A 25,914-nucleotide genomic window follows, 5' to 3' on the forward strand; every position below is an offset into this window, starting at 1 on the left:
AAAAAGGGACAAGAACGGGAAAGCACACAGCGCTCGAAGGGTTATCGTCGGAACAGGCTTGGCGTCACGCGCAATCTCCTTTGGGAAAACGGCTGAACTCAGCGGGCAATTACCGGGCTCAGGCAATAATGTTCGATCAACTCACGCAATAGACGCACGGTAGGCTGCAAGCGTGACATTTCAAGGTATTCGCCCGGCTGATGGGCGCACGCGATATCGCCCGGGCCCAGTACCAAGGTTTCGCAGCCCAGGCGCTGAAGATAAGGCGCTTCGGTGCCAAAGGCTACCGCTTCGGCGCGATGTCCGGTAAGACGTTCGGCCAGGCGCACCAGTTCCGCATCGGCGGCCTGCTCGAACGGCGGCACTTCGGGGAACAACGGGGCATAGTCGATTTTCACCTGGTGCTGCTCGGCCAACGGCGCCAGTTTCTGCCGGATGGCCGCACGCAGCGCCTCTGGGTCCATGCCCGGCAACGGCCGCAGATCGAACTCCAGGGCGCACTGGCCGCAGATCCGGTTGGGGTTGTCACCGCCATGGATGCAGCCGAAGTTCAGGGTCGGATGCGGCACACTGAACTGGGCGTTGTTGAATTCTTTCTGCCATTGCCGGCGCAAGCCCATCAGTTCAGCCATCACCTGATGCATCGCCTCCAGCGCACTACGGCCCAGGCTCGGATCCGACGAATGGCCGCTGCGGCCAAGGATGTCGATGCGCTCCATCATCACCCCCTTGTGCAGGCGGATCGGCTTCAGCCCGGTCGGCTCGCCAATCACCGCCGCGCGGCCCAGCGGGCGGCCGGCTTCGGCCAGGGCACGGGCGCCGGACATGGAGCTTTCTTCGTCGCAGGTGGCGAGAATCAGTAGCGGCTGCTTGAAATCATGGGCCAGCAATGGCTGCACCGCCTCGATGATCAAGGCGAAGAAGCCTTTCATGTCGCAACTGCCAAGACCGACCCAGCGACCGTCGACTTCGGTCAGCTTCAGCGGATCGGTCTGCCACAGCCCGGGATCATAGGGCACAGTATCGCTATGCCCGGCCAGCACCAGCCCGCCCGGGCCACTGCCGTAACTGGCGAGCAGGTTGAACTTGCCCGGCGTCACCTGCTGGATGTCGCAGGCAAAGCCCAGGTCGCCCAGCCAACCGGCCAGCAGGTCGATCACCGCGCGGTTGGACTGGTCCAGCGCAGGTTGGGTGCAACTGACCGAAGGCGCGGCAATCAGTGCGGCAAACTGGTCTTTGAGCGATGGCAGTGGCATGCGCTTTCTCCTTGAGGCGAATCCCATCATAGGGCCTTCGGGCACCTGGAATAAACCGTCAGCGGCCGAGTCCTGTACACTGCACGGCCAAGACGCTCCCTGTCATCCGAGCCTGGATTACTCAGCAATGCACAAAGAAACCGAAATCAAACTGCGGGTCAGCCGCGAGACCCTCGCCGCCCTGCGCGAACACCCATTGCTGAAGAAGCGTAACAAGTCTGGCTGGCAGCAGCGTGAGCTGCTGAATCAGTACTTCGACACCCCTGAGCGTGACCTGGCCGCCGCCAAGGTAGCGCTGCGCCTGCGCCGCGACGGCGACGTGGTCATCCAGACCCTCAAGACCCGCGGCCAGAGCGTCGCCGGTCTGTCGCAGCGCAATGAACACGAGTGGCAACTGCCCAAGGCCAAGCTGGACCTGAAGAAGCTCGACGACGAATGCTGGCCGGCAGAACTCGCCGAGGTCGACAAAAAGTCTATCAAAGCGCTGTTCACCACCGATTTCACCCGTGAATACGCGGAAATAGCCTGGGGCCGTGGTAAAGCCAAGGTGGTTATCGAAGCCGCTTTGGACCTGGGTACCGTGGTTGCGGGCAAGCAGAAAGAAGAAATCTGCGAGCTTGAACTGGAGCTGCGTGAAGGCGAGCCAGAAGCGCTGCTGGAATTGGCTGCCGAGCTGTCCGCCGCCCTGCCGCTGTTCCCGTGCGACATCAGCAAGGCTGAACGCGGATATCGCCTGCTCGACCCGACCAGCTACGCGCTGAGCCTGCCGGCTGCCGAACTGAGCGCCGAAATGTCCCTCGACGACGCCTTCGCCGCCCTCGCCTGGCAACTGCTCGGCGCCAGCCAGCGCCTGGCCGAACAGTATCGTTTCAATGGCCACTGGCGCCTGCTGCAGGACTGGGTGCAGGCCCTGGCCGAACTGCGCGCCCTGGCCAGCAGCCTGGGCCAGGCCGCACCGCGCACCACCACCGCCGCCCTGCGCAGCAGCCTCGATGCCCTGCTGGAAGACTGGCGCCCGCTGGTACTGGCCGGCAACGACGACGAAGACGTGCGCCGTGCGGCCCCTGAGCAGTTCGCCGAAGAACTGCTGGACACCCGCTGGGGTCAGTTCTCCCTGGAAACCTCGCGCTGGCTGCTGGCCCGTGGCTGGACCGTCGAGCGCAACAAGCGCGGCGACCGTCAGGGTGCCGCGCAACTGGCCAACTGGCTCAACGTGCTGCTGGCCGACGAGGCCAAGGCCCTGAACCTGCCGCTGTACCATCGTCAGCCGGAAGACCTGGCCGAACAGCTGCCGCGTATCGAGCGCCTGCTGGCCTGGCTGCACCATGCCCGTCAGGTGCTGGAGAGCCCGGACCTGGACCGCCTGTTCGGTGAACTGAACAAGCTGCACGAGCTGGCCAACCAGTCGATCAGCGACGAAGTGGAAGCCGACGTTCGCACCGAAGTTCTGCAAGCCCGTGCCGATCAGGCCATGGCCGTGTTCCAGAGCCGCGGCTGGAAGCACCTGCTGCGCAAGTAAGCCTCAACGCAGCACCGGTAGACTGGTCGTGGACTTGATTTCGGACAAGGCCACGATCGAGTTGACCTCCTGGATCCCCGGTACCATCGACAGCTTCTCGAAGAAAAACCGTTCGTAGGCTTCGATGTCCGGGGTGACAATGCGCAGCAGAAAATCCACTGCGCCCATCAGCACATAGCATTCCAGCACTTCCGGGAAACCGCGAATCGCCTCGGTGAACTCGGTGAAGTTGGAGCGTCCGTGGGCGTTGAGTTTGACCTCGGCGAAAATCTGCGTGTTGAGGCCAATCTTCTTGCGATCGAGCAAGGTCACCTGGCCGCGAATCACCCCCTCCTCTTTCAAGCGCTGAATCCGTCGCCAGCAGGGCGACTGGGAAAGACCGACGCGCTCGGCAATCTGCGCGCTGGACAGCGAAGCGTCCTCCTGTAGCAAGGCCAGAATGCGGCGATCGTAGGCGTCCAGCTCGCTTTGCATAATTTCTCTCCAATTGTGCGCTTGTACGAATTGAACAAGTCTTCAATTCGCCATATTCACCGATCATAGAGAAAAAATACCGGCTTGCGCATGTGAAAATTTCTCGCATTGAACCGGAGAATCCCATGAGCGCACTTGAACGCTTCGACAGCCCGCTAACCCCACTGCGTGACGACGTCTGGGCCGTCGGCAACCTACACAGCTGCGTGCACTATCAGCTGCAGGTCGAAGCCGAGCCGGACAGCCTGTGTCGTGTTTTGAATCTGTTCGCCCTGCAGCTCCTCACGCCGCATAAAGTGCTGATGAAACAAGAGGACGATCTGCTGGAAATCGAGATCGAGATTGCCGGTTTGAGCTGGCACCGGGCCGAACTCATTGCACAAAAAATGCGCAACCTGATCTGCGTCGACGACGTTAGCCTGAGGGCTGCCCAGCGTCCGGGCTGAGTGTGGAAATGCCTGGAAACGCAGATCGTCCTTGCTATTGCCCAGAGTCAACTACGCTTGTGATTGCCACCCCTTCAGGCAGCAAGGCAAGGACGCCACATGACTGTCAGCGACGAGGATCGCAGGCTGAGCCTGGACGGCCTCCTGACCGACCTGCTCGACGCTCGGCTCATCAATCCGGACGCCGCTCAGCTACTGCGAAAGCAGCACCTGGCCAGCGACGTCCACCCGCTCGAACACATCGCCCGCCAGGCTCTGCCTGACCCACGCCAACCCGGCCAGCGCCTGGATCTGGAAACCCTGTGCCAGTGGCTGGCCAAGCAGGCCGGATTGCCCTATCTGTACATCGACCCGCTGCAGCTCGACCTCAACGCAACCACCGGTCTGATGTCCGCGGCCTTTGCCCGGCGTCACGGCATTCTGGCGATTGCTGTGGATAACCTTAGCGTTACCGTGGCCAGTGCCGAGCCCTATGTCAGGTCCTGGGAAGCCGATCTGGCCCAGGTGCTGCGGCGCCCGATCAAACGCGTGCTGGCCAGCCCCGTGCAGATCCGCCAGTTCAGCCAGGCGTTCTTCCACCTCGCCCGCTCGGTCAACGGCGCCAGCCGCCAGCCAGTCCCCGCGCCTGCACCGGCCAATCTTGAACAATTGCTCGAACTGGGTACAAACGGCCAGCAATATGAGGGAGATGATGCCCATATCGTCACCATCGTCGACTGGCTACTGCAGTACGCCTTCGATCAACGCGCCAGCGACATTCATCTGGAGCCACGACGCGACCAGGGCCATTTGCGCTTTCGCATCGACGGCTTGCTGCACCCGGTCTATCAGTTCCCCGCCGAGGTCACCCTGGCGATCATCAGCCGCCTGAAAACCCTCGGGCGCATGAACGTCGCCGAAAAGCGCCGCCCCCAGGATGGACGGATCAAGACCCGCCTGGCGGCTGGCAACGAAGTCGAGCTGCGCCTGTCGACGCTGCCCACCACCTTCGGCGAAAAGCTGGTGTTGCGCATCTTCGACCCCGCCCTGCTGCAGCAGGACTTGCGCCAGTTAGGGCTGGAGGACGACGACCTGCTGCGCTGGCAAGCGCTGATCGGGCAACGCCACGGCCTGATCCTGGTCACAGGTCCGACCGGGTCGGGCAAGACCAGCACCCTGTACGCGACCCTCAAGTACCTGGCCACACCTCAGGTCAACCTGTGCACCGTCGAAGACCCGATCGAAATGGTCGAACCCGGGTTCAACCAGCTGCAGGTCCATCCGGCCATAGACCTGGGCTTTGCCGAAGGTGCCCGCGCCCTGCTGCGCCAGGACCCGGACATCATCATGATCGGCGAGATCCGCGACCTGGAGACTGCCCAGGTGGCCTTCCAGGCCGCGTTGACCGGCCACCTGGTGCTATCCACCCTGCACACCAACGACGCCTGCAGCGCCATCAACCGCCTGCTTGAGCTAGGTGTTGCGCCGCACTTGATCAAGGCCGGACTGATCGGGGTCATGGCCCAGCGCCTGGTACGTACGCTGTGCCGGGCCTGTAAAGCGCCGGCGCCCGCAGATGAAGCCGGCTACCAGGCCAGAGGTTGCAATGAGTGCCGGCAGACGGGCTATCACGGGCGCACCGGCATCCATGAACTGCTGTGCCTGAGCGAAAAGCTGATCAGCCAGATCCGTAGCGATACCGACCTGGCAATCCTGCGTCGGCAAGCCCGCGACGAAGGCCTGACAAGCCTGCAACAGCGCGGCGCGCAGAAGGTAGTGAATGGCCTGACCACGGCGGCGGAAGTACTGCGTGTCGCCCCAGGGAACTAGATGCGGGGGAACCGATCCAAGCTGCCAGTTAACCTCAGTTGGAGTCACCCGTAGATGCGTCTCAAATTTGCAGTCGCGACCCTTGCCCTGCTCTCCCTGCCAGTCGGTTCAGCCATGGCCGATACGTTCTGGCGCAATGTCATTTCCTCCGGCGCGACCACTGCGTCTTCCTACCTGACTTCCAAGGATCACAAACTGGTGGTTGCAGCGCAGGATGATGCGGGCAGCTTCGTTGCCAGCGAAGGCGCAATTCGTGGTCCGTACCTGGAGTCGGCCATGCAGAAAGTCCGGGCCGACAATCCTGGGCTTGAGGTTAGCGATATGGACCTGGCGCAGGCGATCCTGGCCAAGAATGCGGTAGCGCAGTAATTCATCGCGGGGCAAGCCCGCTCCCACCGGCCTTGCCTGTGGGAGCAGGCTTGCCCCGCGATCAGGTCCGGTAATCCTCCACCGGCACACAGGCACAGAACAGATTCCGGTCACCAAACACGTTGTCCACCCGATTAACCGCCGGCCAGTACTTGTGCAGGCGTACATGCTCACTGGGCGCAATGCCCTGGGCAATGCTGTAAGGCCGCTCCCATACCCCAAGTACATCCGCCAAGGTATGCGGCGCATGCTTGAGCGGGTTGTCTTCTGCCGGCCAGTTGCCGTCCTGCACCTCCCGGATTTCCGCACGAATGCTCAACATCGCCTCGATAAAGCGATCCAGTTCGGCCTTCGGCTCACTCTCGGTCGGCTCGACCATCAGGGTGCCCGGCACCGGGAACGACATGGTCGGGGCATGAAAACCGTAATCCATCAGACGCTTGGCCACATCCTCCTCACTAATCCCGGTCATGGCTTTCAACGGCCGCAGGTCGAGGATGCATTCATGCGCCACCCGCCCGTTGCGCCCCCGGTACAGCACCGGGAATGCGCCACCCAGCCGTTCGGCCAGGTAGTTGGCCGAGAGGATCGCCACCTCGCTGGCATCGGCCAGTTGCGGGCCCATCATGGCGATGTACATCCAGCTGATCGGCAGAATGCTCGCGCTGCCCCAGGGCGCGGCACTCACCGCCGTGTTCTGCGGGTCCGGCCCGGGGATGGGTATCACCGGGTGGCTGGCAACGAACGGCGCCAGATGCGCGCGCACGCCAATCGGGCCCATGCCCGGGCCGCCACCGCCGTGGGGAATGCAGAAGGTCTTGTGCAGGTTCATGTGCGAGACATCGGCGCCGATATCGGCCGGTCGGGTCAGGCCGACCTGGGCGTTGAGGTTGGCGCCGTCCATATACACCTGACCACCCTGGCTGTGGATAACTTCGCAAATTTCGCTGATACCTTCCTCGTAGACGCCATGGGTCGACGGATAGGTCGCCATCAGGCACGACAGGCGCTCTCCTGCCGCCTGCGCCTTGGCCTTGAGGTCGGCCAGATCGACGTTACCGGCTTCGTCACACTCGACGATTACCACCTGCATCCCCGCCATCTGCGCCGACGCCGGGTTGGTGCCGTGGGCTGACGAAGGAATCAGGCAGATGTCGCGCTGAGGCTGATGGCGACTGCGGTGGTACTTGGCAATGGCCATCAGCCCGGCGTACTCGCCCTGGGCGCCGGAGTTGGGCTGCATGCAGATGGCGTCAAAGCCGGTGATCGCACACAGCCAGGCTTCCAGCTCATCGATCATCGCCTTGTAACCCTGCACCTGCGCCGCCGGGGCAAACGGATGCAACAGGGCGAAGCCTGGCCAGGTGATCGGGATCATCTCGCTGCTGGCATTGAGTTTCATGGTGCAGGAGCCCAGCGGGATCATCGACTGGTTCAGCGCCAGGTCCTTGTTCTCCAGCTGCTTGAGGTAACGCAACATCTCGGTTTCGCTGTGGTGCAGGTTGAACACCGGATGCGTGAGGAAGGTCGAGTGCCGCATCAGGGCCGCCGGAATACCTTCCGGCAAGGCCAGGGCATCGAGGGTGGCGATATCCAGGCCGTGGTCGACGCCGAGGAAGATATCGAACAGACGCAGTACCGTGGATTCGTCACAGGTCTCGTCGAGACTCACGCCCAACTGACCGCGACCGAGGATACGCAGGTTGATCTGCGCCGCCTCGGCGCTTTCGATGATTGCCGTCTGACTGCCGCCGACCTCCAGGGTCAGGGTGTCGAAGAAGTGCTCGTTGAGGCGCTTGATGCCCTTGCTCTCCAGTCCCGCAGCAAGCACAAAAGTCAGCGCATGCACGCGCTGGGCGATGCGCTGCAGGCCTTCCGGACCGTGGTACACCGCGTAGAAAGCAGCGATGTTGGCCAGCAGCACCTGCGCCGTGCAGATGTTGGAGTTGGCCTTCTCGCGGCGGATATGCTGCTCGCGGGTCTGCAGGGCCATGCGCAACGCGACGTTGCCGCGGGCATCTTTGGACACACCGATGATGCGCCCGGGCATGGCCCGCTTGAACGCGTCACGACAGGCAAAGTAGGCCGCATGCGGACCGCCATAGCCCATCGGCACGCCAAAGCGCTGGGTCGTGCCCAATACAACGTCGGCGCCCTGCTCACCCGGTGGGGTCAACATCAACAGGCTGAGCAAGTCGGCGGCTACGCAGGCCAAGGCGTGCTGGTTATGCAGTTGTGCGATCAACGGCCGCAGGTCGCGGATCTCGCCGTGGGTGTCGGGGTACTGCAGCAAAGCCCCGAATACCTGGTAACTACCGAGGTTATCCACAGCATCGACGACCAGTTCGAAGCCGAAACCTTCGGCGCGGGTCTTCAGCACCGAGAGGGTCTGTGGATGGCAGTGCTGATCGGCAAAGAACACGTTGCTTTTCGACTTGGCCATGCGTTTGGCCAGGGCCATGGCTTCAGCGGCCGCAGTGGCTTCGTCGAGCAAGGAGGCGTTAGCCAGGTCCAGACCGGTGAGGTCGATGATCATCTGCTGGAAATTCAGCAAGGCTTCCAGGCGGCCCTGGGCAATTTCCGGCTGATAAGGCGTGTAGGCGGTGTACCAACCCGGGTTTTCCAGGACGTTGCGCAGGATGACGTTCGGCGTGACGGTAGCGTGATAGCCCATGCCGATCAGGCTGGTCCACACCTGGTTCTGCTCGGCATAACCCCTGAGCTTGTTCAGGGCAGCCTGTTCATCCAGGGCGGGGGGCAGGTCCAGCGGCCGGTTCAGCCGAATGCCCGGCGGCACGGTCTGCTCGATCAGCTCGCGGCGGGTGCCCAGGCTAAGGGCCTGGAGCATCTCCTGCTGCTCCGGGGCATCAGGGCCCAGGTGGCGACGCAGGAACGGATTGGGGTCGTGCAGTTGGCTCAGGGACGGCGACTGGGACATAGCGGCTCTCTCTTCCTAGACCAAGCCTCGACCAGTCGAGGCATATTGAGTCTAGGAAGAGATTGCCGCTTTGTGTGAAAACTATTCGCCGATGGCGGCTTGGTAACCGGCGGCGTCGAGCAGTTTGTCCAGCTCGGCCTTGTCGCTTGGCTTGAGCTTGAAGATCCAGCTGCCGTACGGATCGCTGTTCAGCGACTCAGGGCTGTCGGCCAGCGCTTCGTTGACCGCGATCACTTCACCGCTGACCGGTGCGTAGATGTCCGAAGCGGCCTTGACCGACTCGACGACGCCGGCAGCTTCGCCTGCAGCGAAGACCTTGCCGACTTCCGCCAGTTCAACGAACACCACGTCACCCAGGGCTTCCTGAGCGTGGTCGCTAATACCGACGGTCACCGTGCCGTCAGCTTCCAGTTTGGCCCACTCGTGGCTTTCGGCAAAACGCAGGTCGGCGGGGATATTGCTCATCTTGTTGTCCTCGATAGGGTCAGCGGTAGGCCCGCCAGAATAGGTTCAGATCAGAATCTTGCCATGGCGCACGAAGGTCGGCTTGACCACCCGCACCGGGTACCACTTGCCGCGAATCTCCACCTCGGCACGATCGGCGGTTGCCATCGGCACCCGCGCCAGCGCAATCGACTTGCTCAGCGTAGGAGAGAAACTACCACTGGTGATCTCTCCTTCGCCAATCCCGGCGACGCGAACCACCTGGTGGGCGCGCAGAACACCGCGCTCTTCCAGCACCAGGCCGACCAGTTTCTGCTCGACGCCGTGCTCGATTTCCGCCAGCAGACCGCTGCGGCCGATGAAGTCACGCCCGGCCGGCTCCCAGGCCACGCTCCAGCCCAGGTTGGAGGTCAGCGGTGTGTGGTCTTCGTCGATATCCTGGCCATACAGGTTCATGCCGGCTTCAAGGCGCAGGGTGTCACGCGCGCCGAGACCGCTCGGGGCAATACCTGCACCGACCAGATCGTTGAAGAATGCCGGGGCCTGTACAGCCGGAAAGATGATCTCCAGGCCGTCTTCGCCGGTATACCCGGTGCGGGCGATAAACCAGTCACCCTCGGCGCGGCCTTCGAACGGCTTGAGCTCGCGGATCAGCGCTGCGCGCGGCGCCGATAGCAGTTCGGCGACCTTGGCGCGGGCTTCAGGGCCCTGGATGGCGAGGATCGCAAGCTCCGGACGCTCGATGATTTCGACCTGGAAACTGCCCTTGCAGGCATTCAGCCAGGCCAGGTCCTTGTCGCGGGTCGAAGCGTTGACCACCAGGCGGTAACCGTCTTCGCAGCGGTAGGCGATCATGTCGTCGATGACCTTGCCCTGCTCGTCGAGCATGGTGCTGTACAGGGCCTTGCCGGTTTCAGTCAGACGAGCAACATCATTGGCCAACAGGCGCTGCAGCCAGACAGTGGCCTGCGCGCCATGGACATCGATCACGGTCATATGGGAAACATCAAACACCCCGCAGTCACGGCGCACCTGATGGTGCTCCTCGACCTGCGAGCCATAATGCAAGGGCATGTCCCAACCGCCAAAATCGACCATCTTGGCGCCTAGCGCCAGGTGCAGGTCATACAGAGGCGTGCGCAGTCCCATGGGTTTCTCCTTCCGGGCGTGGCGAAGCTACGGCTGTTGGCAGCATTTCAGCTACCCGGTCTGTAGGACCGGCCGCAGCGAATGCCGCGCATTGTAGCTGCAAGCTTGATGGCTGACATCCTCAGCGCGTTTGACCGACGTGTCGGGCTGAACGTCGAATCAGGCCGATGACCGGCAACAGACCGACCAGGATCAGCGTCAGGGCCGGCAACGAGGCCCGTGCCCACTCGCCTTCGCTGGTCATTTCAAACACGCGCACAGCCAGGGTGTCCCAACCGAACGGACGCATCAGCAAGGTCGCCGGCATTTCCTTGAGGACATCGACAAACACCAGCAAGGCCGCACTCAAGGCGCCCGGCACCAACAGCGGCAGATACACCTTGAAAAACAATCTCGGGCCACTGACGCCAAGACTGCGCGAAGCTTCCGGCAGCGAGGGGCGAATCCGTCCCAGGCTGTTCTCCAGCGGTCCGTACGCCACGGCAATGAAACGCACCAGGTAGGCCAGCAGCAGGGCATACAGGCTACCCAGCAACAGTGGCCTGCCGGCACCGCCGAGCCAGTTGGACAGCGGCACCACCACCTGGTTGTCCAGGTAACTGAACGCCAGCATGATCGACACCGCCAGCACCGAGCCAGGCAAGGCATACCCCAGGTTGGCCAGCCCGACCCCGGCGCGAATGCCCGGCGCGGACGATTGCCGGCGGGCGAACGCCAGCACCAGGGCAACACAGACGGTGATCAGCGCGGCCATGGCCCCCAGATAGAGAGTGTGCAGGATCAGGCTGGTGTAACGCTCATCCAGGTCGAAACGTCCGCGTTGCCAGAACCACACCAGCAATTGCAGCAGCGGGATGACGAAGGCACAGGCAAACACCAGCAGGCACCAGCCACTGGCCGCCAGCGCCTTGATCCCGCGCAGGTGGTACAGCGCCTTGCCGCGCGGACGCTCATTGCTGCCGCGCACGGCGCCACGGGCACGGCGCTCGCCGTAGAGCACCAGCATCACCGCCAGCAGCAGCAAACTGGCCAGCTGCGCGGCACTCGACAGGCTGAAGAAGCCATACCAGGTCTTGTAGATCGCCGTAGTGAAGGTGTCGAAGTTGAACACCGACACCGCGCCGAAATCGGCCAGGGTTTCCATCAAGGCCAGGGCGACACCGGCGCCGATAGCCGGACGGGCCATCGGCAACGCCACCCGCCAGAACGCTTGCAACGGCGAATGCCCAAGCACCCGCGCCGCTTCCATCAGGCCTTTACCCTGAGCCAGGAAGGCGGTGCGTGCAAGCAGGTAAACGTAGGGGTAGAACACCAGCACCAGAACGATGATCACCCCACCGGTGGAGCGTACCCGCGGCAGGCGCATCGGCCCGAACCACTCGCGCAGCAGGGTTTGCACCGGCCCGGCAAAGTCCAGCAGGCCGACGAAGACGAATGCCAGCACATAGGCCGGAATGGCGAACGGCAGCATCAACGCCCAGTCCAGCCAGCGCCGTCCGGGGAATTCGCACAGGCTGGTGAGCCAGGCCAGGCTCACGCCGAGCAAAGTGACGCCGATGCCGACGCCGACAATCAGGGTCAGGGTGTTGCCCAACAGGCGGCTCATCTGGGTATCGAGCAGGTGCGACCAGATCTGCATGTCGACCGATTGCCAGGACAACAGCAGCACGCTCAGCGGCAGCAGCACCAGGGCGGCAATGGCGAAAACCAGGGGATACCAGCGGCGTTGGGCGGGGTGAGCCAAAAGGAAACGTCTCTAGATGTTCAATGGCATCGCGGGGCAAGCCCGCTCCCACAGAACCTGTGGGAGCGGGCTTGCCCCGCGATAAGGCAGCGGTAGGATAAAGCCTTGCGCTTAGTTCCAGCCAGCCCGATCCATCAGGCGAATTGCCTCAGCCTGACGCTTGCCTGCGATTTCAACCGGGATGGTGTCAGCCTTGAACGTACCCCAGGCCGCCACTTCTTCCGACGGTGCGACTTTCGGGTTGGCCGGGAATTCCTGGTTCACGCCGGCGAAAATCTTCTGCGCTTCTTCACCGGTCATCCACTCGACCAGTTTTGTCGCGGCTTCAGGATGCGGCGCGTACTTGGTCAGGCCGATGCCCGACAGGTTGACGTGCACGCCACGGTCAGCCTGGTTCGGCCAGAACAGCTTGACCGCCAGGTTCGGGTTTTCCTTGTGCAGGCGACCGTAGTAGTAGGTGTTGACGATACCGACGTCGCACTGCCCGGCGTTGATGGCTTGCAGCAGGGCGGTGTCATCGGAGAACACATCGGTGGACAGGTTGTTGACCCAGCCCTTGATGATCTCCTCGGTTTTCTTCTCGCCGTGGGTTTCGATCAGGGTAGCGGTCAGCGACTGGTTGTAGACCTTCTTCGCCGTACGCAGGCACAGGCGCCCTTCCCAGTTCTTGTCGGCCAGGGCTTCGTAGGTGCTCAGCTCTTCGGGTTTGACCCGCTCGGTGGAGTAGGCGATGGTCCGCGCGCGCAGGCTCAGGCCGGTCCAGTCGTGGGACGAGGCGCGGTACTGCTTGGGAATGTTGGCATCGATGACTTCCGATTTGATCGGCTGCAAGATGCCCATCTGCTCGGCCTGCCAGAGGTTACCGGCATCGACAGTGAGCAGCAGGTCGGCGGTGGCGTTCTGCCCCTCGGCCTTGATCCGCTGCATCAGCGGCGCTTCCTTGTCGGTGATGAACTTGACCTTGACCCCGGTCTTGGCGGTGTAGGCGTCGAACACCGGCTTGATCAGCTCGTCGATGCGCGAGGAATACACCACCACCTCGTCCGCCGCCTGGGCGGTACCGCCCAACAGGGTCAGAGCCAGGGCGGCCAATACGTGCTTGCGTGGCAACATGGTGCAGTCCTCGGAGTTCAAATAGAGGCGCAAATGGTAGTTAATCCCATTTGCCTTCTCAACCGAACTCACCGGGGAGGAGTTACCAGATGTTACGGCAACCGAAGAACCGGCTTCAGGCCTTCGCCAGTTCTGGCAAATCACCACTGAGCCCCAAGGCCTGACGAACGAACAGCGCCTTGGCTTCAGGCAGTTGCTCAACCCATTTCAGGCCACTATTGCGCAACCAGCGCAACGGCAACGGATCGGCCTGGAACAGGCGCTCGAAGCCTTCCATGGCCGCCATCAGCGCCAGGTTGTGCGGCATGCGACGACGCTCGAAGCGGCTCAATACGCGCTCATCCGCCAGACGCTCACCCCGTTCATAGGCATGCAGCAGTTCTTCGGCCAATACCGCGGCATCGAGAAAGCCCAGGTTGACCCCCTGCCCGGCCAACGGGTGAATGGTATGCGCAGCGTCACCGATCAAAGCCAGGCCTTCGGCCACATAGCGTTTGGCATGACGCTGGCGCAGCGGCACGCAAAGCCGTGGATCGGCCTGCAATACAGCGCCGAGACGCCCTTCGAAGGCGCGTTCAAGTTGCGCGCAGAAATCAGCATCGTCGAGCTTCATCAAGCGCTCGGCCTGTTCCGGGGTGGTCGACCAGACAATCGAGCACCAATCCTGCTGGCCATCGCGGATCAGCGGCAGGAAGGCCAGCGGCCCGTCGTCGGTGAAGCGTTGCCAGGCGGTCGCCTGATGCGGCTCGGCGCAGCGCACGCTGGTGACAATGGCGTGGTGCAGGTAGTCCCACTCGCGGGTCTCGCAGCCGGTCAGGCGCCGCACCGCCGAGTTCGCGCCGTCAGCGGCGATGACCAGCGGCGCACGCAACGTACGGCCATCGGCAAGGGTCAGCAGCCACTCGTCACCGGAACGACGCATCTGTTCCAGGCGCGCGTTGGCCAGCAGACCGACTTCACTGTCATGCAGGCGTTCCAGCAGGCCATCCTGTATCACCCGATTCTCGACGATATGCCCCAGTACCTCGGCATGCACGCTGGCCGCCGAGAAATGGATCTGACCGGTGCCGCTGCCGTCCCAGACACGCATGTCCGAATAGGGACTGGCACGCCGCTGCTCAATCCCCTGCCAGGCACCCAGGCGTTCGAGGATGCGCTGGCTGGCCATCGACAGGGCACTGACACGCGGTTCGAAGGCGGCCTGCTCGTCGAAGGGTTTGATCGACAGCGGACTGCCGTCGAGCAGGAGAATCTCCAGGCCACTGTGCTGCAATGCCAGGGCCAGGGCGCTGCCGACCATACCGGCACCGACAATCAACAGATCTGCGCGCATTTCCATGCCTTAAGCCTGTCTCGCTTGCGGCTTGAGCCGCACGTAAAGGGTTTTGTCGACCTGCGCCACCAGCTCGCCGGCAGCGTCACGGATATCGACCTGAAGTCGTGGCAGGTATTTCTTGCCGCCCGCCGTGTGCTCGCGGATATCCGCCAGCAGCTGATCGTCGATGCGCAGTTCAGCGAACACCGGGCCTTTGCCCGGAGTGATGAAATCGATACTGGCGGCCTTGTCCCAGACAATGTAATCGCGGCCGAGCAGTTCCATCAGCATCAGCATGTAGAACGGATCGACCATCGAATACAGGCTGCCGCCGAACTGGGTGCCGACGTAGTTGCGATTGAACCAGCCCAGGCCCAGGCGCACCTTTATCTGGCGCAAGTCCGGACTGATGCTTTGCACGTGAATGCCGGCACCGATATAGGGCGGATAAAAGTTCAGCCGCCAGCGCAGCCTGCGCGCACGCCGTGCCAGTTTGCGCGGATCGTCCATGCTCAGCTCCGTGGGTCCGGGCGGGTTCCCAGGCCCATGGCCTGGCGGGCAAACCAACGTTTGGCCGGCGGCAACAGGTCGAGCCCGAGCAGCCCCAGGTTACGTCCGGTGGCAACCAGCGGTTGCGCACTGCCGAACAGGCGGGTGACCCGGTCGGAGAAGCCCACGGTCAGGTCCTGGTCCAGGCGCTGACGCTCGCGGTAGGCCTGCAGCGTGGCAAAGTCGCCCGGCACGGCAGGGCCTGCCAGCAGGCCTTCGGCCAGCGACTGCACATCGCGCAGCGACAGGTTGAAGCCCTGCCCGGCAATCGGGTGCAGGCTGTGGGCGGCATTGCCCAGCACCACCAGGTGCGGACGTACCTGCTCCTGGGCTTCGATCAACGACAAGGGGTACAGGTGCCGTGCGCCGACCTGGCGCAACAGGCCCAGACGGTAGCCGAACACTTCCTGCAACTCGCTCAGGAAGCTGCGTTCATCCAGCTCGGCCAGGCGTTTGGCATCCATCCCGGCGCGGGTCCAGACCAGCGCACAGCGGTTTTCCGGCAAGGGCAGCAAGGCCATCGGGCCTTCGTCGGTGAAGCGCTCGAACGCCTGACCACAGTGAGCTTCGCTCGGGGTGATGTTGGCAATCAGCGCGCTCTGGTTGTACGGGCGCTGGCTGACATGGATGCCCAGTTGCTCGCGCAGGCCGGAGCGGCCGCCGTCAGCGAGCACCGCCAGGTCGCACTCAACCTGGGTATCGTCATTGAGCGACAGGCGATAACCGTCTTCCAGCGCCTGCATGGCGGTCACTTCAGCCGGGCAACGCCAGCTCACCACCTCGGCATCCAGGCCTTTCCACAGGCACTGCCCCAACCAGGCGTTTTCCACTACATAACCCAGAGCGGGAACCCCTTCCTCCAGCGCATCCAGGCGCGTGGCACCAAAGCGGCCACGGTCGGAAACCTGGATCTGGCGAATCGGCTCGGCCCGGCGGCTGATCTGCTGCCACAGGCCCAGGCGCTCATAAATCTGCCGGGTGCCGAAGGACAACGCCGAGGAGCGTGCGTCATAGCTCGGCTGATAACTGTCGCCCGGTGCGAAGGGTTCGATCAGCAGGATCTTCCAGCCGCGCGCCTTGGCGCCCGCTTGCAAAGCAAGCGCCAGACTGGCGCCGACCAGGCCACCGCCAATGATTGCCAGGTTCACCCGGTTCATGCCGCGGCACTGCGCGCAGCAGCCATCAAGGCTTCGATTTCAGCGACCGTCTTCGGCACACCTGAGGTCAGGATTTCACAGCCCTGCTTAGTTACCACTACGTCATCCTCGATACGTACACCAATGCCGCGCCACTTTTTCGCGACACTCTGGTTGTCGGCACCGATATAGATGCCAGGTTCCACCGTCAGCGCCATGCCGGGCTCAAGTACGCGCCACTGGCCACCGACCTTGTACTCGCCGACATCGTGCACATCCATGCCCAGCCAGTGTCCGGCGCGGTGCATGTAAAAGGCCCGGTAGGCTTCGCTTTCGATCAGTTCCTGGACCTTGCCCTTGAGCAGCCCCAGCGCCACCAGCCCTTCAGTGATCACCTGAACCGTCGCCTCATGGGCGTGGTTCCAGTGCTTGCCCGGCGCGATGGCGGCAAACGCCGCTTCCTGGGCCTTGAGCACCAGCTCGTAGATCGCCTTCTGCTCCGGCGAGAACTGCCCGCTGACCGGGAAGGTACGGGTGATGTCGCTGGCGTAGCAGTCGATCTCGCAACCGGCGTCGATCAACACCAGATCACCGTCCTTGAGCAGCGCATCGTTCTCCTGGTAGTGCAGGATGCAGCTGTTGCGTCCGGCCGCGACGATCGAGCCGTAAGCCGGCATCTTCGCCCCGCCTTTGCGGAACTCGTAATCCAGCTCGGCTTCCAGGCTGTACTCGCGCAAGCCCGCACGACAGGCCTGCATGGCCCGCACGTGAGCCCGCGCGGAAATCGCCGCGGCCTCGCGCATCACCTTCACTTCTGCCGCCGATTTATACAGGCGCATGTCATGCAGCAGATGATCCAGGGCAACGAACTCGTTCGGCGGCTGGGCGCCAAGACGCGCCTTGGAGCGGATCACGTTGATCCACTCCATCAGGTGACGGTCGAATTCCGGGTTGCTGCCCATGGCCGAGTAAACCCGGTCGCGGCCTTCGATCAGGCCGGGCAGGATGTCGTCGATATCGGTGATGGGGAAGGCGTCATCGGCGCCAAAGTCGCGGATCGCGCCTTCCTGGCCGGCGCGCAGGCCATCCCACAGTTCGCGCTCGGGGTTGCGTTCACGGCAGAACAGCACGTACTCGCCATGCTCACGGCCGGGAATCAGGGCGATGACCGCTTCAGGCTCGGGGAAGCCGCTGAGGTACTGGAAATCGCTGTCCTGGCGGTACACATGCTCGACGTCGCGGTTGCGGATGGCAACTGCGGCGGCGGGCAGGATGGCAATACTGTTGGGCTCCATCTGCGCCATCAGCGCCTTGCGTCGACGGGCGTATTCCGACTTGGGGATATGGCTCATGGGCAGTGGAGTCCCTCAGCAATCAGTGCAGCGAAGGTTTGGCGGCAGGCTCGACCGGCTTGGCCAGCTCCGTGTACAGCAGCAGCGGCGCGACGCGCAGGTATTCCATCACTTCCATGTAGTCGCTTTCGCCGTCTTCGGATTCTTCCAGGGCGTCCTGGACCTGGGAGATCGCGTCCAGGTCCTGCAAGATTTCCTTGGCCTCGACGCTCAGGGTCAAGCCACCCGAGTTCAAGCCAAAGCCATAGAGGAAGCCTTTGCACCACTCACCCAGGGCCGCAGCCCGGTCGGTCAGCGTGGCGTCATCGCCCGGCAGCAGCAAGACAACAGTGATATCGTCGCCGGTGAGTTCGCCTTTGACCATCTCCTGCAGGCCGATCAAAGCGTTACGAACGTTGTCTGCCGGATCGTTTTCCAGCAGGTGGGCGGCGTCGGCCAACCAGGCCTCGGCATCGAAGCCGGCACCGGCGCAGCTGCGGCCAAGCAACAGCCCGTGCAGTTCGGCAGGGGAAACAGGATGCCCGTTGCTGCTGAGCAAGGTGGCGAAAGCGGTGTACGGCGAATTGGTATTGGGCATGGGCAACTAGGCGCCAGACGGCGCAATGACTAGAATGAAGACCTTGTATCCTAGCACCGGCAGGCGCGCCAAGACCATCGACGTGGCCAACTCGGGGCAGGCCGGGGCATAAACCGGGCAACCACCCCCAGAGCGAATCGAGTGGCAACCAATGCAAGAGAACGATCTGCAAGCGCTGATGGGCCGATTCGAACTGCTGATTGAGCGAGTCGAGCAACTAAAACGGCAAAACGCACTCCTATTAGCTCAGGAAAAGTCCTGGCGCGAGGAGCGCGCCCACCTCATCGAAAAAAACGAAATCGCCCGGCGTAAGGTCGAATCGATGATTTTGCGACTCAAGGCCCTGGAGCAAGACTCATGAGTTCAAGCAATAGCGTCACCGTTCAGATCCTCGACAAAGAATATTCGATCATCTGTCCGCCCGAAGAGCGCAGCAACCTGGTCAGCGCCGCACGCTACCTGGACGGCAAGATGCGCGAAATCCGCAGCAGCGGCAAAGTCATCGGTGCCGACCGGATCGCCGTGATGGCCGCGCTGAACATCACCCACGACCTGCTGCACAACCAGGAACGCCCTGAAGCGCCAGCAGGCGGCGCCAGCCGTGAACAGGTGCGTGACCTGCTCGAACGGGTCGATCAGGCACTGGCCGACGATCAAGATTCAAATAAGGGCTGAGTATCGGTATACTGGCGCCACTCCCTGGAGTGCTTGCCAGTCGGTCATGTCCCTGAGCCGATACGCACAACCACGGGGGTTGCACGTGGGGCCGGTGTGCATGTCCGCTTGACGGAAAGCCTTAACGCCTCCTGCAATCTCCACCTTGAACTTTCGGGTTCAAGGGCTACACCGACAGCGGTTCGTCGGGGAGCCTGAATTACCTTTGCTCGCGTTACTGCGCGGGCAAATCGAGCTGCCGCCCTGCGCCAGGCAGCCCTCTCTGGGAACGCCCGTGCCATGACCGACACCGCGCCGCTCACCCGCCCCCAACTTCGCCGCCTGTTACGTGATGCCCGCCGCGCCTTGAGCCCGGCCGAGCAACGTCAGGCTGCGCTTGGACTGTACCGGCAACTGGCCCAGCATCCGCTGTTCCGCCGCGCCCGCCACATCGCCCTGTACCTGCCCAATGATTGCGAGATCGATCCGCGTCTGCTGCTGCGCGAAGCCCAGCGGCGCGGCAAGCGCACCTATCTTCCGGTGCTGCACGCCTGGCCGAGAAGCAAAATGGTCTTTCAGCGTATCGAGCACGGCGAAAAACTGCGGCCCAACCGTTTTCGCATCGCCGAGCCGCACATCAATCTGGCACGGCAACGGCCAATCTGGGCGCTGGACCTGATCCTGCTGCCACTGGTGGGGTTTGATGAAGTCGGTGGCCGGCTGGGCATGGGCGGTGGCTTCTATGATCGAAGCCTGGCCTATCAGGCACGGCGCAAGGTATGGAAAAAGCCCTTGTTGTTAGGCTTGGCCCATGAGTGCCAAAAAGTCGAGCGACTGGCCCAGGCCAGTTGGGATGTACCACTGCAAGGAACGGTCTCGGACCGTGGCTGGTACCTGGCGCCCGTCTGAAAAGGCGCCAGCAGGCGATTAACGCTGTTGCGGATTGACCGGCATTTCGTACGGAGCGTCGAGTTTGCGCTCCCAAAGGCTTTGCGCATAACCGGTAGTGACCACACCCAAACCGAACAGAAACACCAGAATCCAGAGCAAGTCCGGTTTGCGATTCATTGATTGCCCCCCTCAGGCAAACTGATCACGTTGTCAGCAACGTTTTTTAATGGTTGCGGCAGCGTCAAGCTTGAAAGTGGCGCATTCTCCGACAACCTGAGACGACACGCAAACCTTGACGCCAACCGACTGTCGGTTTCATGCAACAGGTTATTTCAAATTTTTACCAGGAGCAGCCCCATGGCCTATTGGCTGATGAAATCCGAACCCGACGAACTTTCGATCAAGGATCTGGCACGCTTGCAGCAAGCGCGCTGGGACGGTGTTCGCAACTATCAGGCACGCAATTTCCTGCGCAGCATGGCGGTGGGCGATGAGTTTTTCTTCTACCACTCAAGTTGCCCTGAGCCGGGCATCGCCGGCATCGCCCGGATCAGCGCCGCCGCCTACCCCGACCCGACCGCCCTGGATCCGCAAAGCCATTACTTCGACGCCAAGGCCAATGCCGAGAAGAACCCCTGGAGCGCTGTCGACGTTGCCCACGTCGAAACCTTCAGCAAGGTGCTGGGCCTGGGCTACCTCAAACAGCAGACCGCCCTCGCCGAATTGCCCCTGGTGCAAAAAGGCAGCCGCCTGTCGGTCATGCCGGTGACCCCTGAACAATGGGCCGCGGTACTCGCTCTGCGTTAAACCGGGTAGGATGCTATCTATTTGACCAACATCAACGCACCAGGATCGGTGCCGCGTCACACTCTGGCGTGAATGCAGCAGGATGCAGACTGATGAGCCAACATACCCCGAAATTTTTCGCCGGCGCCTTGATCGCCCTGCTTGTGGCCGCAGGTGGCCTGGGTTACTGGAAATCCCTGCACGATCGTCTGCCCGATGGTCTGAGCATGGGTAACGGCCGGCTTGAAGCCACTGAAGTGCAGATTGCCAGCAAGATTCCCGGGCGCCTGGCCGAAGTGCTGGTCGACGAAGGCGACAAGGTTCGCCAGGGCCAGCTGCTGGCGCGTATCGACACCCGCACCCTCGAGGCCCAACGCAATCAGGCTGAAGCCGAAGTGCTGCGGGCCCAGGAAAACTACGCGGCGGCCCAGGCCAATGTGCAATTGCGCCAGAGCGAGCAGCTGCTGGCCAGCCAGGAGCTCAAGCGGGTACGGGAAATTTTCCAGCGCAAATACGCCAGCCAGCAGTTGCTCGACCAACAGCAGGCGCGCTACGACACCGCCTGTTCCGCAGTGGTCGCAGCGCGTGCTCAATTGGCCGCGATCAAGGCCGCGATCGGCGCCGCCCAGGCCCAGGTTGCACAACTCACCAGCGAGATCGACGACAGCAGCCTGCGTGCGCCCATCGACGGCGTCATCCAGTTACGCCTGGCCGAGCCGGGTGAAGTCCTCGGTGCTGGCGGCCGAGTGTTGATGCTGATCGATCCTAACGATCAGTACATGAATCTTTACCTGCCTGCTTCGACCACCGGCCGGCTGACCGTCGGCGATCAAGCCCGCGTGGTGCTCGACGCCCTGCCGGAAAAGGCCCTGCCGGCGAAAATTGCCTTTGTCGCCGCCAAGGCCCAGTTCACCCCGAAGCAGGTGGAAACCCGCGACGAACGCCAGAAGCTGGTGTTCCGGGTCAAGCTGCGCCTGACCGAGCCCAGTGCCGTGCCGCAGGCCAAACCCGGCATGCCCGGTGCGGGCTATGTGCGCACCGCTGAAGTGGACTGGCCGGCCAACCTGCAATGAACGCACTGGCGCTGCAGGCCGAGGGCATCCGCCACCGCTACGGCAAGCTGGATGCCCTGCAGGACATCACCTTCAACCTGCCGGCCGGCACCCGCTGCGGCCTGATCGGCCCGGACGGTGCCGGCAAGTCCAGCCTGCTCGGGCTGATTGCCGGGGTGAAGAAGCTGCAAAGCGGTGAGCTGTCGGTACTCGGTGGCTCGATCCGCAAGCGCCGTCACCGCAACAGCCTGTACCCGCGCATCGCTTTCATGCCGCAGGGCCTGGGCAACAACCTCTACCCGGAACTGTCGATCAGCGAAAACATCCGCTTCTTTGCCACTCTGTTCGGCCTCAGCGCCGCCGAGTGCGAGCAGCGCATGCACAACCTGCTGCTGGCCACCGACCTCGCCCGCTTTGCCGAACGGCCGGCGGGCAAGCTGTCCGGCGGCATGAAGCAAAAGCTCGGTTTATGTTGCGCGTTGATCCACGAACCGGACCTGTTGATCCTCGACGAACCGACCACCGGCGTCGATCCGCTGTCGCGCAGGCGCTTCTGGGAGCTGGTCGAACAGGTGCGCCAGGAGCGGCCGCAACTGACCCTGCTGGTGGCCACCGCCTACATGGAAGAGGCCGAACAGTTCGAACATTGCCTGATGCTCGATCGCGGCAGATTGATTGCCGCGGGGCTCAGCCACGAGCTGGCCAGTGTCACCGCCAGCGGCAAGCTGGATGATGCCTTCACCCACTATCAAGGCGACAGCGCACACAACGCACAGCCGCTGCAGATTCCACCGCGCGCTGACGGCGACACGACGATTGCCATCGAAGCCCATGAGCTGACTCTGCGCTTCGGTGACTTCACTGCGGTGAACAAGGTCAGCTTCGCCATTGGCCGTGGTGAGATTTTCGGTTTTCTCGGCTCCAACGGCTGCGGCAAGACCACCACCATGAAGGTGCTCACCGGCCTGATGCCGGCCAGTGAAGGCAGCGCCATGCTGCTGGGCCGCCCGGTGGACGCCAAGGACCTGGCCACGCGCAAGCGGGTCGGCTTCATGTCTCAGAGCTTCTCGCTGTATGGCGAGCTTAGCGTGCGGCAGAACCTCGACCTGCACGCGCGGCTTTTCGACCTGCCCAAAGCCGAAAGCGCGCCGCGCATCGCCGAGCTGATCGAGCGTTTCGACCTCGACGCCATCGCCGACCAGCAATCCGGCGCCCTGCCCCTGGGCCTGCGCCAGCGCCTGTCATTGGCGGTTGCGGTGCTGCATCGCCCCGAGGTACTGATCCTCGACGAACCCACTTCAGGGGTCGACCCGGCCGCCCGCGATGACTTCTGGCGCTTGCTGATCGAACTGTCGCGGGATCAGGGCGTGACCATCTTCCTGTCCACCCACTTCATGAACGAAGCGCTGCGCTGCGACCGCATTTCCCTGATGCACGCCGGCAAGGTACTGGCCTGCGACACGCCGGCGGCGCTGCGACAACAGTTCGCCGGTGAGACCCTCGAAGACGCTTTCGTCACTTGCCTGGAGCAGGCCCAGGAGCCGAGCGAAACGCCTGCGGCCACCGCCCAGCTGGATGCGCCCGCCTCGACAACGCCAATGGTCATGTCGCAAGGTTTCAGCATCCGCCGCCTGTTTGCCGTGGCCACACGCGAAGGCAAAGAACTGCTGCGCGACAAGGTACGCCTGGCATTCGCCCTGCTCGGCGCCGTGTTCATGATGGTGATTTTCGGCTACGGCATCTCGCTGGACGTGGAGAACCTGGCCTTCGCCGTCTATGACCAGGACCAGAGCCCGCAAAGCCGCGCCTACCTCGAAGCCTTCCGCGGCTCGCGCTACTTCGCCGAGCAAGCACCGATTCGCGACTCGAAACAGTTGCACCAACGCCTGCAGCGTTCGGAAATAAAACTGGCTCTGGAGATCCCACCCGGATTCGGTCGCGACCTGCACGCCGGGCGCCAACCGGTGGTGGCCGCCTGGCTCGACGGTGGCATGCCGTTTCGCGCCGAGACCAGCCGCAACTACGTCGAAGCGGTGCATCAGGCCAACCTTGAACAACTGGCGGCGCTGAGCAGCAAGGCGCAGCCCGGACAATCGCCGGTGCGCCTGGAAACCCGCTTTCGCTACAACCAGGATGTGGTCAGCGTGAATGCCATCGGCCCCGGGGTGATGGCGCTGATCCTGGCTTTCATTCCGGCCATGCTCACGGCGCTGGGGATTGTCCGCGAGAAAGAGCTGGGCTCGATCACCAACTTCTACGCCACGCCGCTGACCCGCCTGGAATTCCTCCTCGGCAAACAGGCGCCGTACCTGGCAATCAGCCTGATCAACCTGGCGCTGCTAGTGGCAATGAACCGCTGGCTGTTCAATGTGCCGTTCAAGGGCAGCGCCCTCGCCCTGGCCTGTGGCGGTCTGCTGTACCTGCTGGCAACCACCAGCCTGGGCCTGCTGATCTCGGCCTTCACCCGCACCCAGATTGCCGCGATTCTCGGCACCATGATCATCACCAGCCTGCCGACCATCCAGTTCTCCGGGCTGATCGTGCCGCGCTCCTCGCTCGACGGCTCGGCGGCGTTGATGGGTCAACTGTTCCCGGCCGGCTACTTTCTCGACATCGCCGTCGGCACGTTCACCAAGGCCCTGAGCCTGCGCGAGCTGTGGCCACAGTGCCTGGCGTTGCTGGGCTTCTTCCTCGGTTTCACCGGCCTGAGCCTGGCCATGCTGAAGAAGCAGGAGGTCTGATGCATCGCTTGGCACACACCCTGCGCCTGGGCCTCAAAGAGCTGACCAGCCTGCGCCACGACAGCGTACTGCTGCTGTTCCTGCTGTATGCCTTCAGCGTGGCGATCTACATGCCGGCAGCCGGATCGATCATCGGCGTGCACAACGCCAGCGTGGCGGTGATCGACGAAGACCACAGCCTGCTGTCGCGCAAGCTGGCCGAGGCCCTGCAACCACCCGAATTCCAGAGCGCCGTGCCGCTGGCCTACGACCAGCTCGACCAGGCCATGGACAGTGGCCTGTACACCTTCGTCATCAACGTACCGGTCAATTTCCAGACAGACCTGCTCGCCGGGCGCTCGCCGGAGCTGCAGGTCAATGTCGATGCCACGGCCATGAGCCAGGCGTTCATGGGCGCCGGCTACATCGGGCGGATCTTCGAACGCGAACTGCTGGACTACGCCAACCAGGGCTCGGCGGCAACCAGCAGCCCGGCGCTGATCAGCCCCAGGGCGCTGTTCAATCCGAACCTGGAAGGTGGCTGGTTTCTGGCTGTGATCCAGATCGTCAACAACATCACCATTCTGGCAATTGTCCTGACTGGCACCGCACTGCTGCGCGAACGCGAACACGGCACCCTCGATCACCTGCTGGTGCTGCCCCTGACGGCGCTGGAAATCATGCTGGCGAAGATCGGCAGCAACGCCCTGGTGGTGGTGCTGTGCACCTGGGTGTCGCTGGAAGTGGTGGTCAAAGGGGCACTGGGCGTGCCGTTGGCCGGGTCGCTGGGCTTGTTCCTGGCGGTGACCGCGCTGTATCTGTTTGCCAGTACCGCGCTGGGGATCTTCCTCGCCACCCTGGCCCGCTCGACCCCGCAATTCGGCTTGCTGGCGATCCCGGTGATCATCCCCATGCTCTTGCTGTCCGGTGGCAGTACGCCGCTGGACAGCATGCCGCAGTGGCTGCAGTGGGTCATGCAGCTTTCGCCCTCGACCCACTTCGTCAGCCTCAGCGCCGCGATCCTGTTCCGTGACGCCGGGCTGGCGGTGGTCTGGCCCGACCTACTGGCCCTGGCTGCCATCGGCCTGGCGTTTTTCGCCGTTGCCCTGGGACGTTTTCGCCGCAGCCTGACGTCCTGAGGGCCGGGCGGGTTACTGCACGATCAGGTTGTTGAACAGCAGGTCATCAACCAGCGGCTTGCCTTCTTCATTCTCCAGCACCTGCTGGACCTGCTTCAGGGCTTCCTGACGCAGCTTTTCCTTGGCCTCGACATTGCTCATGCTTTCCAGGTTCTGCTGCGTGAACAGCGCCACCAGCTGATTGCGGATCAATGGCTCATGATGCTTCACCGCCGTCGCAGCAGCGTCACTGTTGACCCGCAGGGCGACGTCGGCTTTGTACACACGCAGCTTAGGACCGCCATCCAGGGCGTAATTGCCCACGAAGGGTGGGCTCAGGGAGATGTACGAGACCTTCGGTTCCCCTTCCTTGGCTTCTTCGGCCATGGCCGCCATCGGCAGCATCAGCGCCATTACCATCAAGATCCACGCTTTCACGAATTCGCTCCTCAAACAGTTGGCGCCAGCATACCAGTGGGAGCGGGCTTGCCCCGCGATGCAAT

At 63.0% G+C, this 25,914-nt stretch carries 25 protein-coding genes and 1 other RNA gene; 12 read left to right on the forward strand and 14 right to left on the reverse strand.

The annotated features are described in order from the left end of the window. Positions 1-98: 98 nt before the first annotated feature. Positions 99-1,256, reverse strand: coding sequence for an acetylornithine deacetylase (argE, locus tag ACVI9W_RS11100; RefSeq protein WP_461530013.1), 1,158 nt, complete (start codon positions 1,254-1,256; stop codon positions 99-101). 127 nt (positions 1,257-1,383) lie between these two features. Between argE and ACVI9W_RS11105 the strand changes: the two genes are divergently transcribed. Continuing rightward, positions 1,384-2,775 carry a CYTH domain-containing protein gene (locus ACVI9W_RS11105; protein WP_461530014.1) on the forward strand — a complete coding sequence of 464 codons (1,392 nt, stop codon included), beginning with the start codon at positions 1,384-1,386 and terminating at the stop codon, positions 2,773-2,775. Positions 2,776-2,778: 3 nt separating this feature from the next. Here ACVI9W_RS11105 and ACVI9W_RS11110 read toward each other — a convergent pair whose 3' ends face one another. After that, positions 2,779-3,249: an Lrp/AsnC family transcriptional regulator gene (locus tag ACVI9W_RS11110; protein ID WP_038615673.1), complete on the reverse strand. Its 471-nt coding sequence runs from the start codon at positions 3,247-3,249 to the stop codon at positions 2,779-2,781. Between the two features lie 125 nt (positions 3,250-3,374). Here ACVI9W_RS11110 and ACVI9W_RS11115 point away from each other — a divergent pair, with 125 nt between their 5' ends. The 3 genes from ACVI9W_RS11115 (at position 3,375) to ACVI9W_RS11125 (ending at position 5,873) form a co-directional block, all read left to right on the forward strand. Beyond that, on the forward strand, positions 3,375-3,695 hold the full coding sequence (locus ACVI9W_RS11115; RefSeq protein ID WP_461530015.1) for a hypothetical protein: 321 nt from the start codon (positions 3,375-3,377) through the stop codon (positions 3,693-3,695). 99 nt (positions 3,696-3,794) lie between these two features. Continuing rightward, on the forward strand, positions 3,795-5,504 hold the full coding sequence (locus tag ACVI9W_RS11120) for a GspE/PulE family protein (RefSeq protein ID WP_461530016.1): 1,710 nt from the start codon (positions 3,795-3,797) through the stop codon (positions 5,502-5,504). A 54-nt stretch (positions 5,505-5,558) separates the two neighbouring features. Beyond that, positions 5,559-5,873, forward strand: a complete 315-nt coding sequence (locus ACVI9W_RS11125) for a DUF2388 domain-containing protein (protein ID WP_038615678.1) — start codon at positions 5,559-5,561, stop codon at positions 5,871-5,873. 61 nt (positions 5,874-5,934) lie between these two features. Here the strand turns inward: ACVI9W_RS11125 and gcvP are convergent, their stop codons facing one another. The 10 genes from gcvP to ACVI9W_RS11175 form a co-directional block, all read right to left on the reverse strand. After that, positions 5,935-8,811: an aminomethyl-transferring glycine dehydrogenase gene (gene gcvP / locus ACVI9W_RS11130; RefSeq protein WP_461530017.1), complete on the reverse strand. Its 2,877-nt coding sequence runs from the start codon at positions 8,809-8,811 to the stop codon at positions 5,935-5,937. An 81-nt stretch (positions 8,812-8,892) separates the two neighbouring features. Next, positions 8,893-9,276 carry a glycine cleavage system protein GcvH gene (gcvH, locus tag ACVI9W_RS11135; RefSeq protein WP_157194609.1) on the reverse strand — a complete coding sequence of 128 codons (384 nt, stop codon included), beginning with the start codon at positions 9,274-9,276 and terminating at the stop codon, positions 8,893-8,895. A gap of 45 nt (positions 9,277-9,321) precedes the next feature. After that, the gene (gcvT, locus tag ACVI9W_RS11140) at positions 9,322-10,404 is read right to left on the reverse strand and encodes a glycine cleavage system aminomethyltransferase GcvT (RefSeq protein WP_461530018.1); all 1,083 of its coding nucleotides are present in this window, start codon (positions 10,402-10,404) and stop codon (positions 9,322-9,324) included. 121 nt (positions 10,405-10,525) lie between these two features. Beyond that, positions 10,526-12,148 carry an ABC transporter permease gene (locus ACVI9W_RS11145; protein WP_461530019.1) on the reverse strand — a complete coding sequence of 541 codons (1,623 nt, stop codon included), beginning with the start codon at positions 12,146-12,148 and terminating at the stop codon, positions 10,526-10,528. Positions 12,149-12,259: 111 nt separating this feature from the next. After that, complete coding sequence (locus tag ACVI9W_RS11150) at positions 12,260-13,261, reverse strand: extracellular solute-binding protein (protein ID WP_038615691.1); 1,002 nt, start codon at positions 13,259-13,261, stop codon at positions 12,260-12,262. A gap of 115 nt (positions 13,262-13,376) precedes the next feature. Further along, positions 13,377-14,594 (reverse strand): 2-octaprenyl-3-methyl-6-methoxy-1,4-benzoquinol hydroxylase, encoded by a 1,218-nt coding sequence (locus ACVI9W_RS11155; protein ID WP_198325450.1) that lies wholly within the window; start codon positions 14,592-14,594, stop codon positions 13,377-13,379. A 9-nt stretch (positions 14,595-14,603) separates the two neighbouring features. Continuing rightward, complete coding sequence (locus ACVI9W_RS11160) at positions 14,604-15,086, reverse strand: DUF4442 domain-containing protein (protein ID WP_038615696.1); 483 nt, start codon at positions 15,084-15,086, stop codon at positions 14,604-14,606. A gap of 2 nt (positions 15,087-15,088) precedes the next feature. Next, complete coding sequence (ubiH, locus tag ACVI9W_RS11165; protein WP_157194613.1) at positions 15,089-16,282, reverse strand: 2-octaprenyl-6-methoxyphenyl hydroxylase; 1,194 nt, start codon at positions 16,280-16,282, stop codon at positions 15,089-15,091. Continuing rightward, a complete protein-coding gene (gene pepP / locus ACVI9W_RS11170; protein WP_038615701.1) occupies positions 16,279-17,613 on the reverse strand; it encodes a Xaa-Pro aminopeptidase in 1,335 nt (444 codons plus the stop codon). Before pepP ends, ubiH begins: the two co-directional genes overlap by 4 nt. A gap of 22 nt (positions 17,614-17,635) precedes the next feature. Beyond that, positions 17,636-18,190, reverse strand: coding sequence for a YecA/YgfB family protein (locus ACVI9W_RS11175; protein WP_342623627.1), 555 nt, complete (start codon positions 18,188-18,190; stop codon positions 17,636-17,638). A gap of 151 nt (positions 18,191-18,341) precedes the next feature. On the opposite strand from ACVI9W_RS11175, the gene ACVI9W_RS11180 reads away from it, so the two are divergent. From ACVI9W_RS11180 to ACVI9W_RS11195, 4 genes are all read left to right on the forward strand, one after another. Next, the gene (locus tag ACVI9W_RS11180) at positions 18,342-18,551 is read left to right on the forward strand and encodes a TIGR02449 family protein (protein WP_010221172.1); all 210 of its coding nucleotides are present in this window, start codon (positions 18,342-18,344) and stop codon (positions 18,549-18,551) included. Then, positions 18,548-18,865, forward strand: coding sequence for a cell division protein ZapA (locus tag ACVI9W_RS11185; RefSeq protein ID WP_038615705.1), 318 nt, complete (start codon positions 18,548-18,550; stop codon positions 18,863-18,865). The genes ACVI9W_RS11180 and ACVI9W_RS11185 overlap by 4 nt, the downstream gene beginning before the upstream one ends. Before the next feature lie 18 nt (positions 18,866-18,883). Then, positions 18,884-19,061: non-coding RNA, 6S RNA (gene ssrS / locus ACVI9W_RS11190), on the forward strand. A gap of 83 nt (positions 19,062-19,144) precedes the next feature. Further along, positions 19,145-19,753 carry a 5-formyltetrahydrofolate cyclo-ligase gene (locus tag ACVI9W_RS11195; RefSeq protein ID WP_461530020.1) on the forward strand — a complete coding sequence of 203 codons (609 nt, stop codon included), beginning with the start codon at positions 19,145-19,147 and terminating at the stop codon, positions 19,751-19,753. An 18-nt stretch (positions 19,754-19,771) separates the two neighbouring features. Here ACVI9W_RS11195 and ACVI9W_RS11200 read toward each other — a convergent pair whose 3' ends face one another. After that, complete coding sequence (locus ACVI9W_RS11200) at positions 19,772-19,912, reverse strand: hypothetical protein (RefSeq protein ID WP_165392175.1); 141 nt, start codon at positions 19,910-19,912, stop codon at positions 19,772-19,774. A gap of 180 nt (positions 19,913-20,092) precedes the next feature. Between ACVI9W_RS11200 and ACVI9W_RS11205 the strand changes: the two genes are divergently transcribed. The 4 genes from ACVI9W_RS11205 (at position 20,093) to ACVI9W_RS11220 (ending at position 25,432) form a co-directional block, all read left to right on the forward strand. Continuing rightward, entirely contained in the window at positions 20,093-20,542 is a 450-nt protein-coding gene (locus ACVI9W_RS11205) for an EVE domain-containing protein (protein WP_157194617.1), read from the forward strand. Positions 20,543-20,634: 92 nt separating this feature from the next. Next, positions 20,635-21,594 carry an HlyD family secretion protein gene (locus ACVI9W_RS11210; protein ID WP_461530021.1) on the forward strand — a complete coding sequence of 320 codons (960 nt, stop codon included), beginning with the start codon at positions 20,635-20,637 and terminating at the stop codon, positions 21,592-21,594. Continuing rightward, the gene (gene rbbA / locus ACVI9W_RS11215) at positions 21,591-24,314 is read left to right on the forward strand and encodes a ribosome-associated ATPase/putative transporter RbbA (protein WP_461530022.1); all 2,724 of its coding nucleotides are present in this window, start codon (positions 21,591-21,593) and stop codon (positions 24,312-24,314) included. The genes ACVI9W_RS11210 and rbbA overlap by 4 nt, the downstream gene beginning before the upstream one ends. Next, a complete protein-coding gene (locus ACVI9W_RS11220) occupies positions 24,314-25,432 on the forward strand; it encodes an ABC transporter permease (protein ID WP_157194620.1) in 1,119 nt (372 codons plus the stop codon). Before rbbA ends, ACVI9W_RS11220 begins: the two co-directional genes overlap by 1 nt. Before the next feature lie 12 nt (positions 25,433-25,444). Here ACVI9W_RS11220 and ACVI9W_RS11225 read toward each other — a convergent pair whose 3' ends face one another. Further along, positions 25,445-25,849: a flagellar basal body-associated protein FliL gene (locus tag ACVI9W_RS11225; RefSeq protein ID WP_038615718.1), complete on the reverse strand. Its 405-nt coding sequence runs from the start codon at positions 25,847-25,849 to the stop codon at positions 25,445-25,447. Between the last annotated feature and the right edge of the window lie 65 nt (positions 25,850-25,914).

Source organism: Pseudomonas sp. 210_17 TE3656, assembly GCF_054821965.1.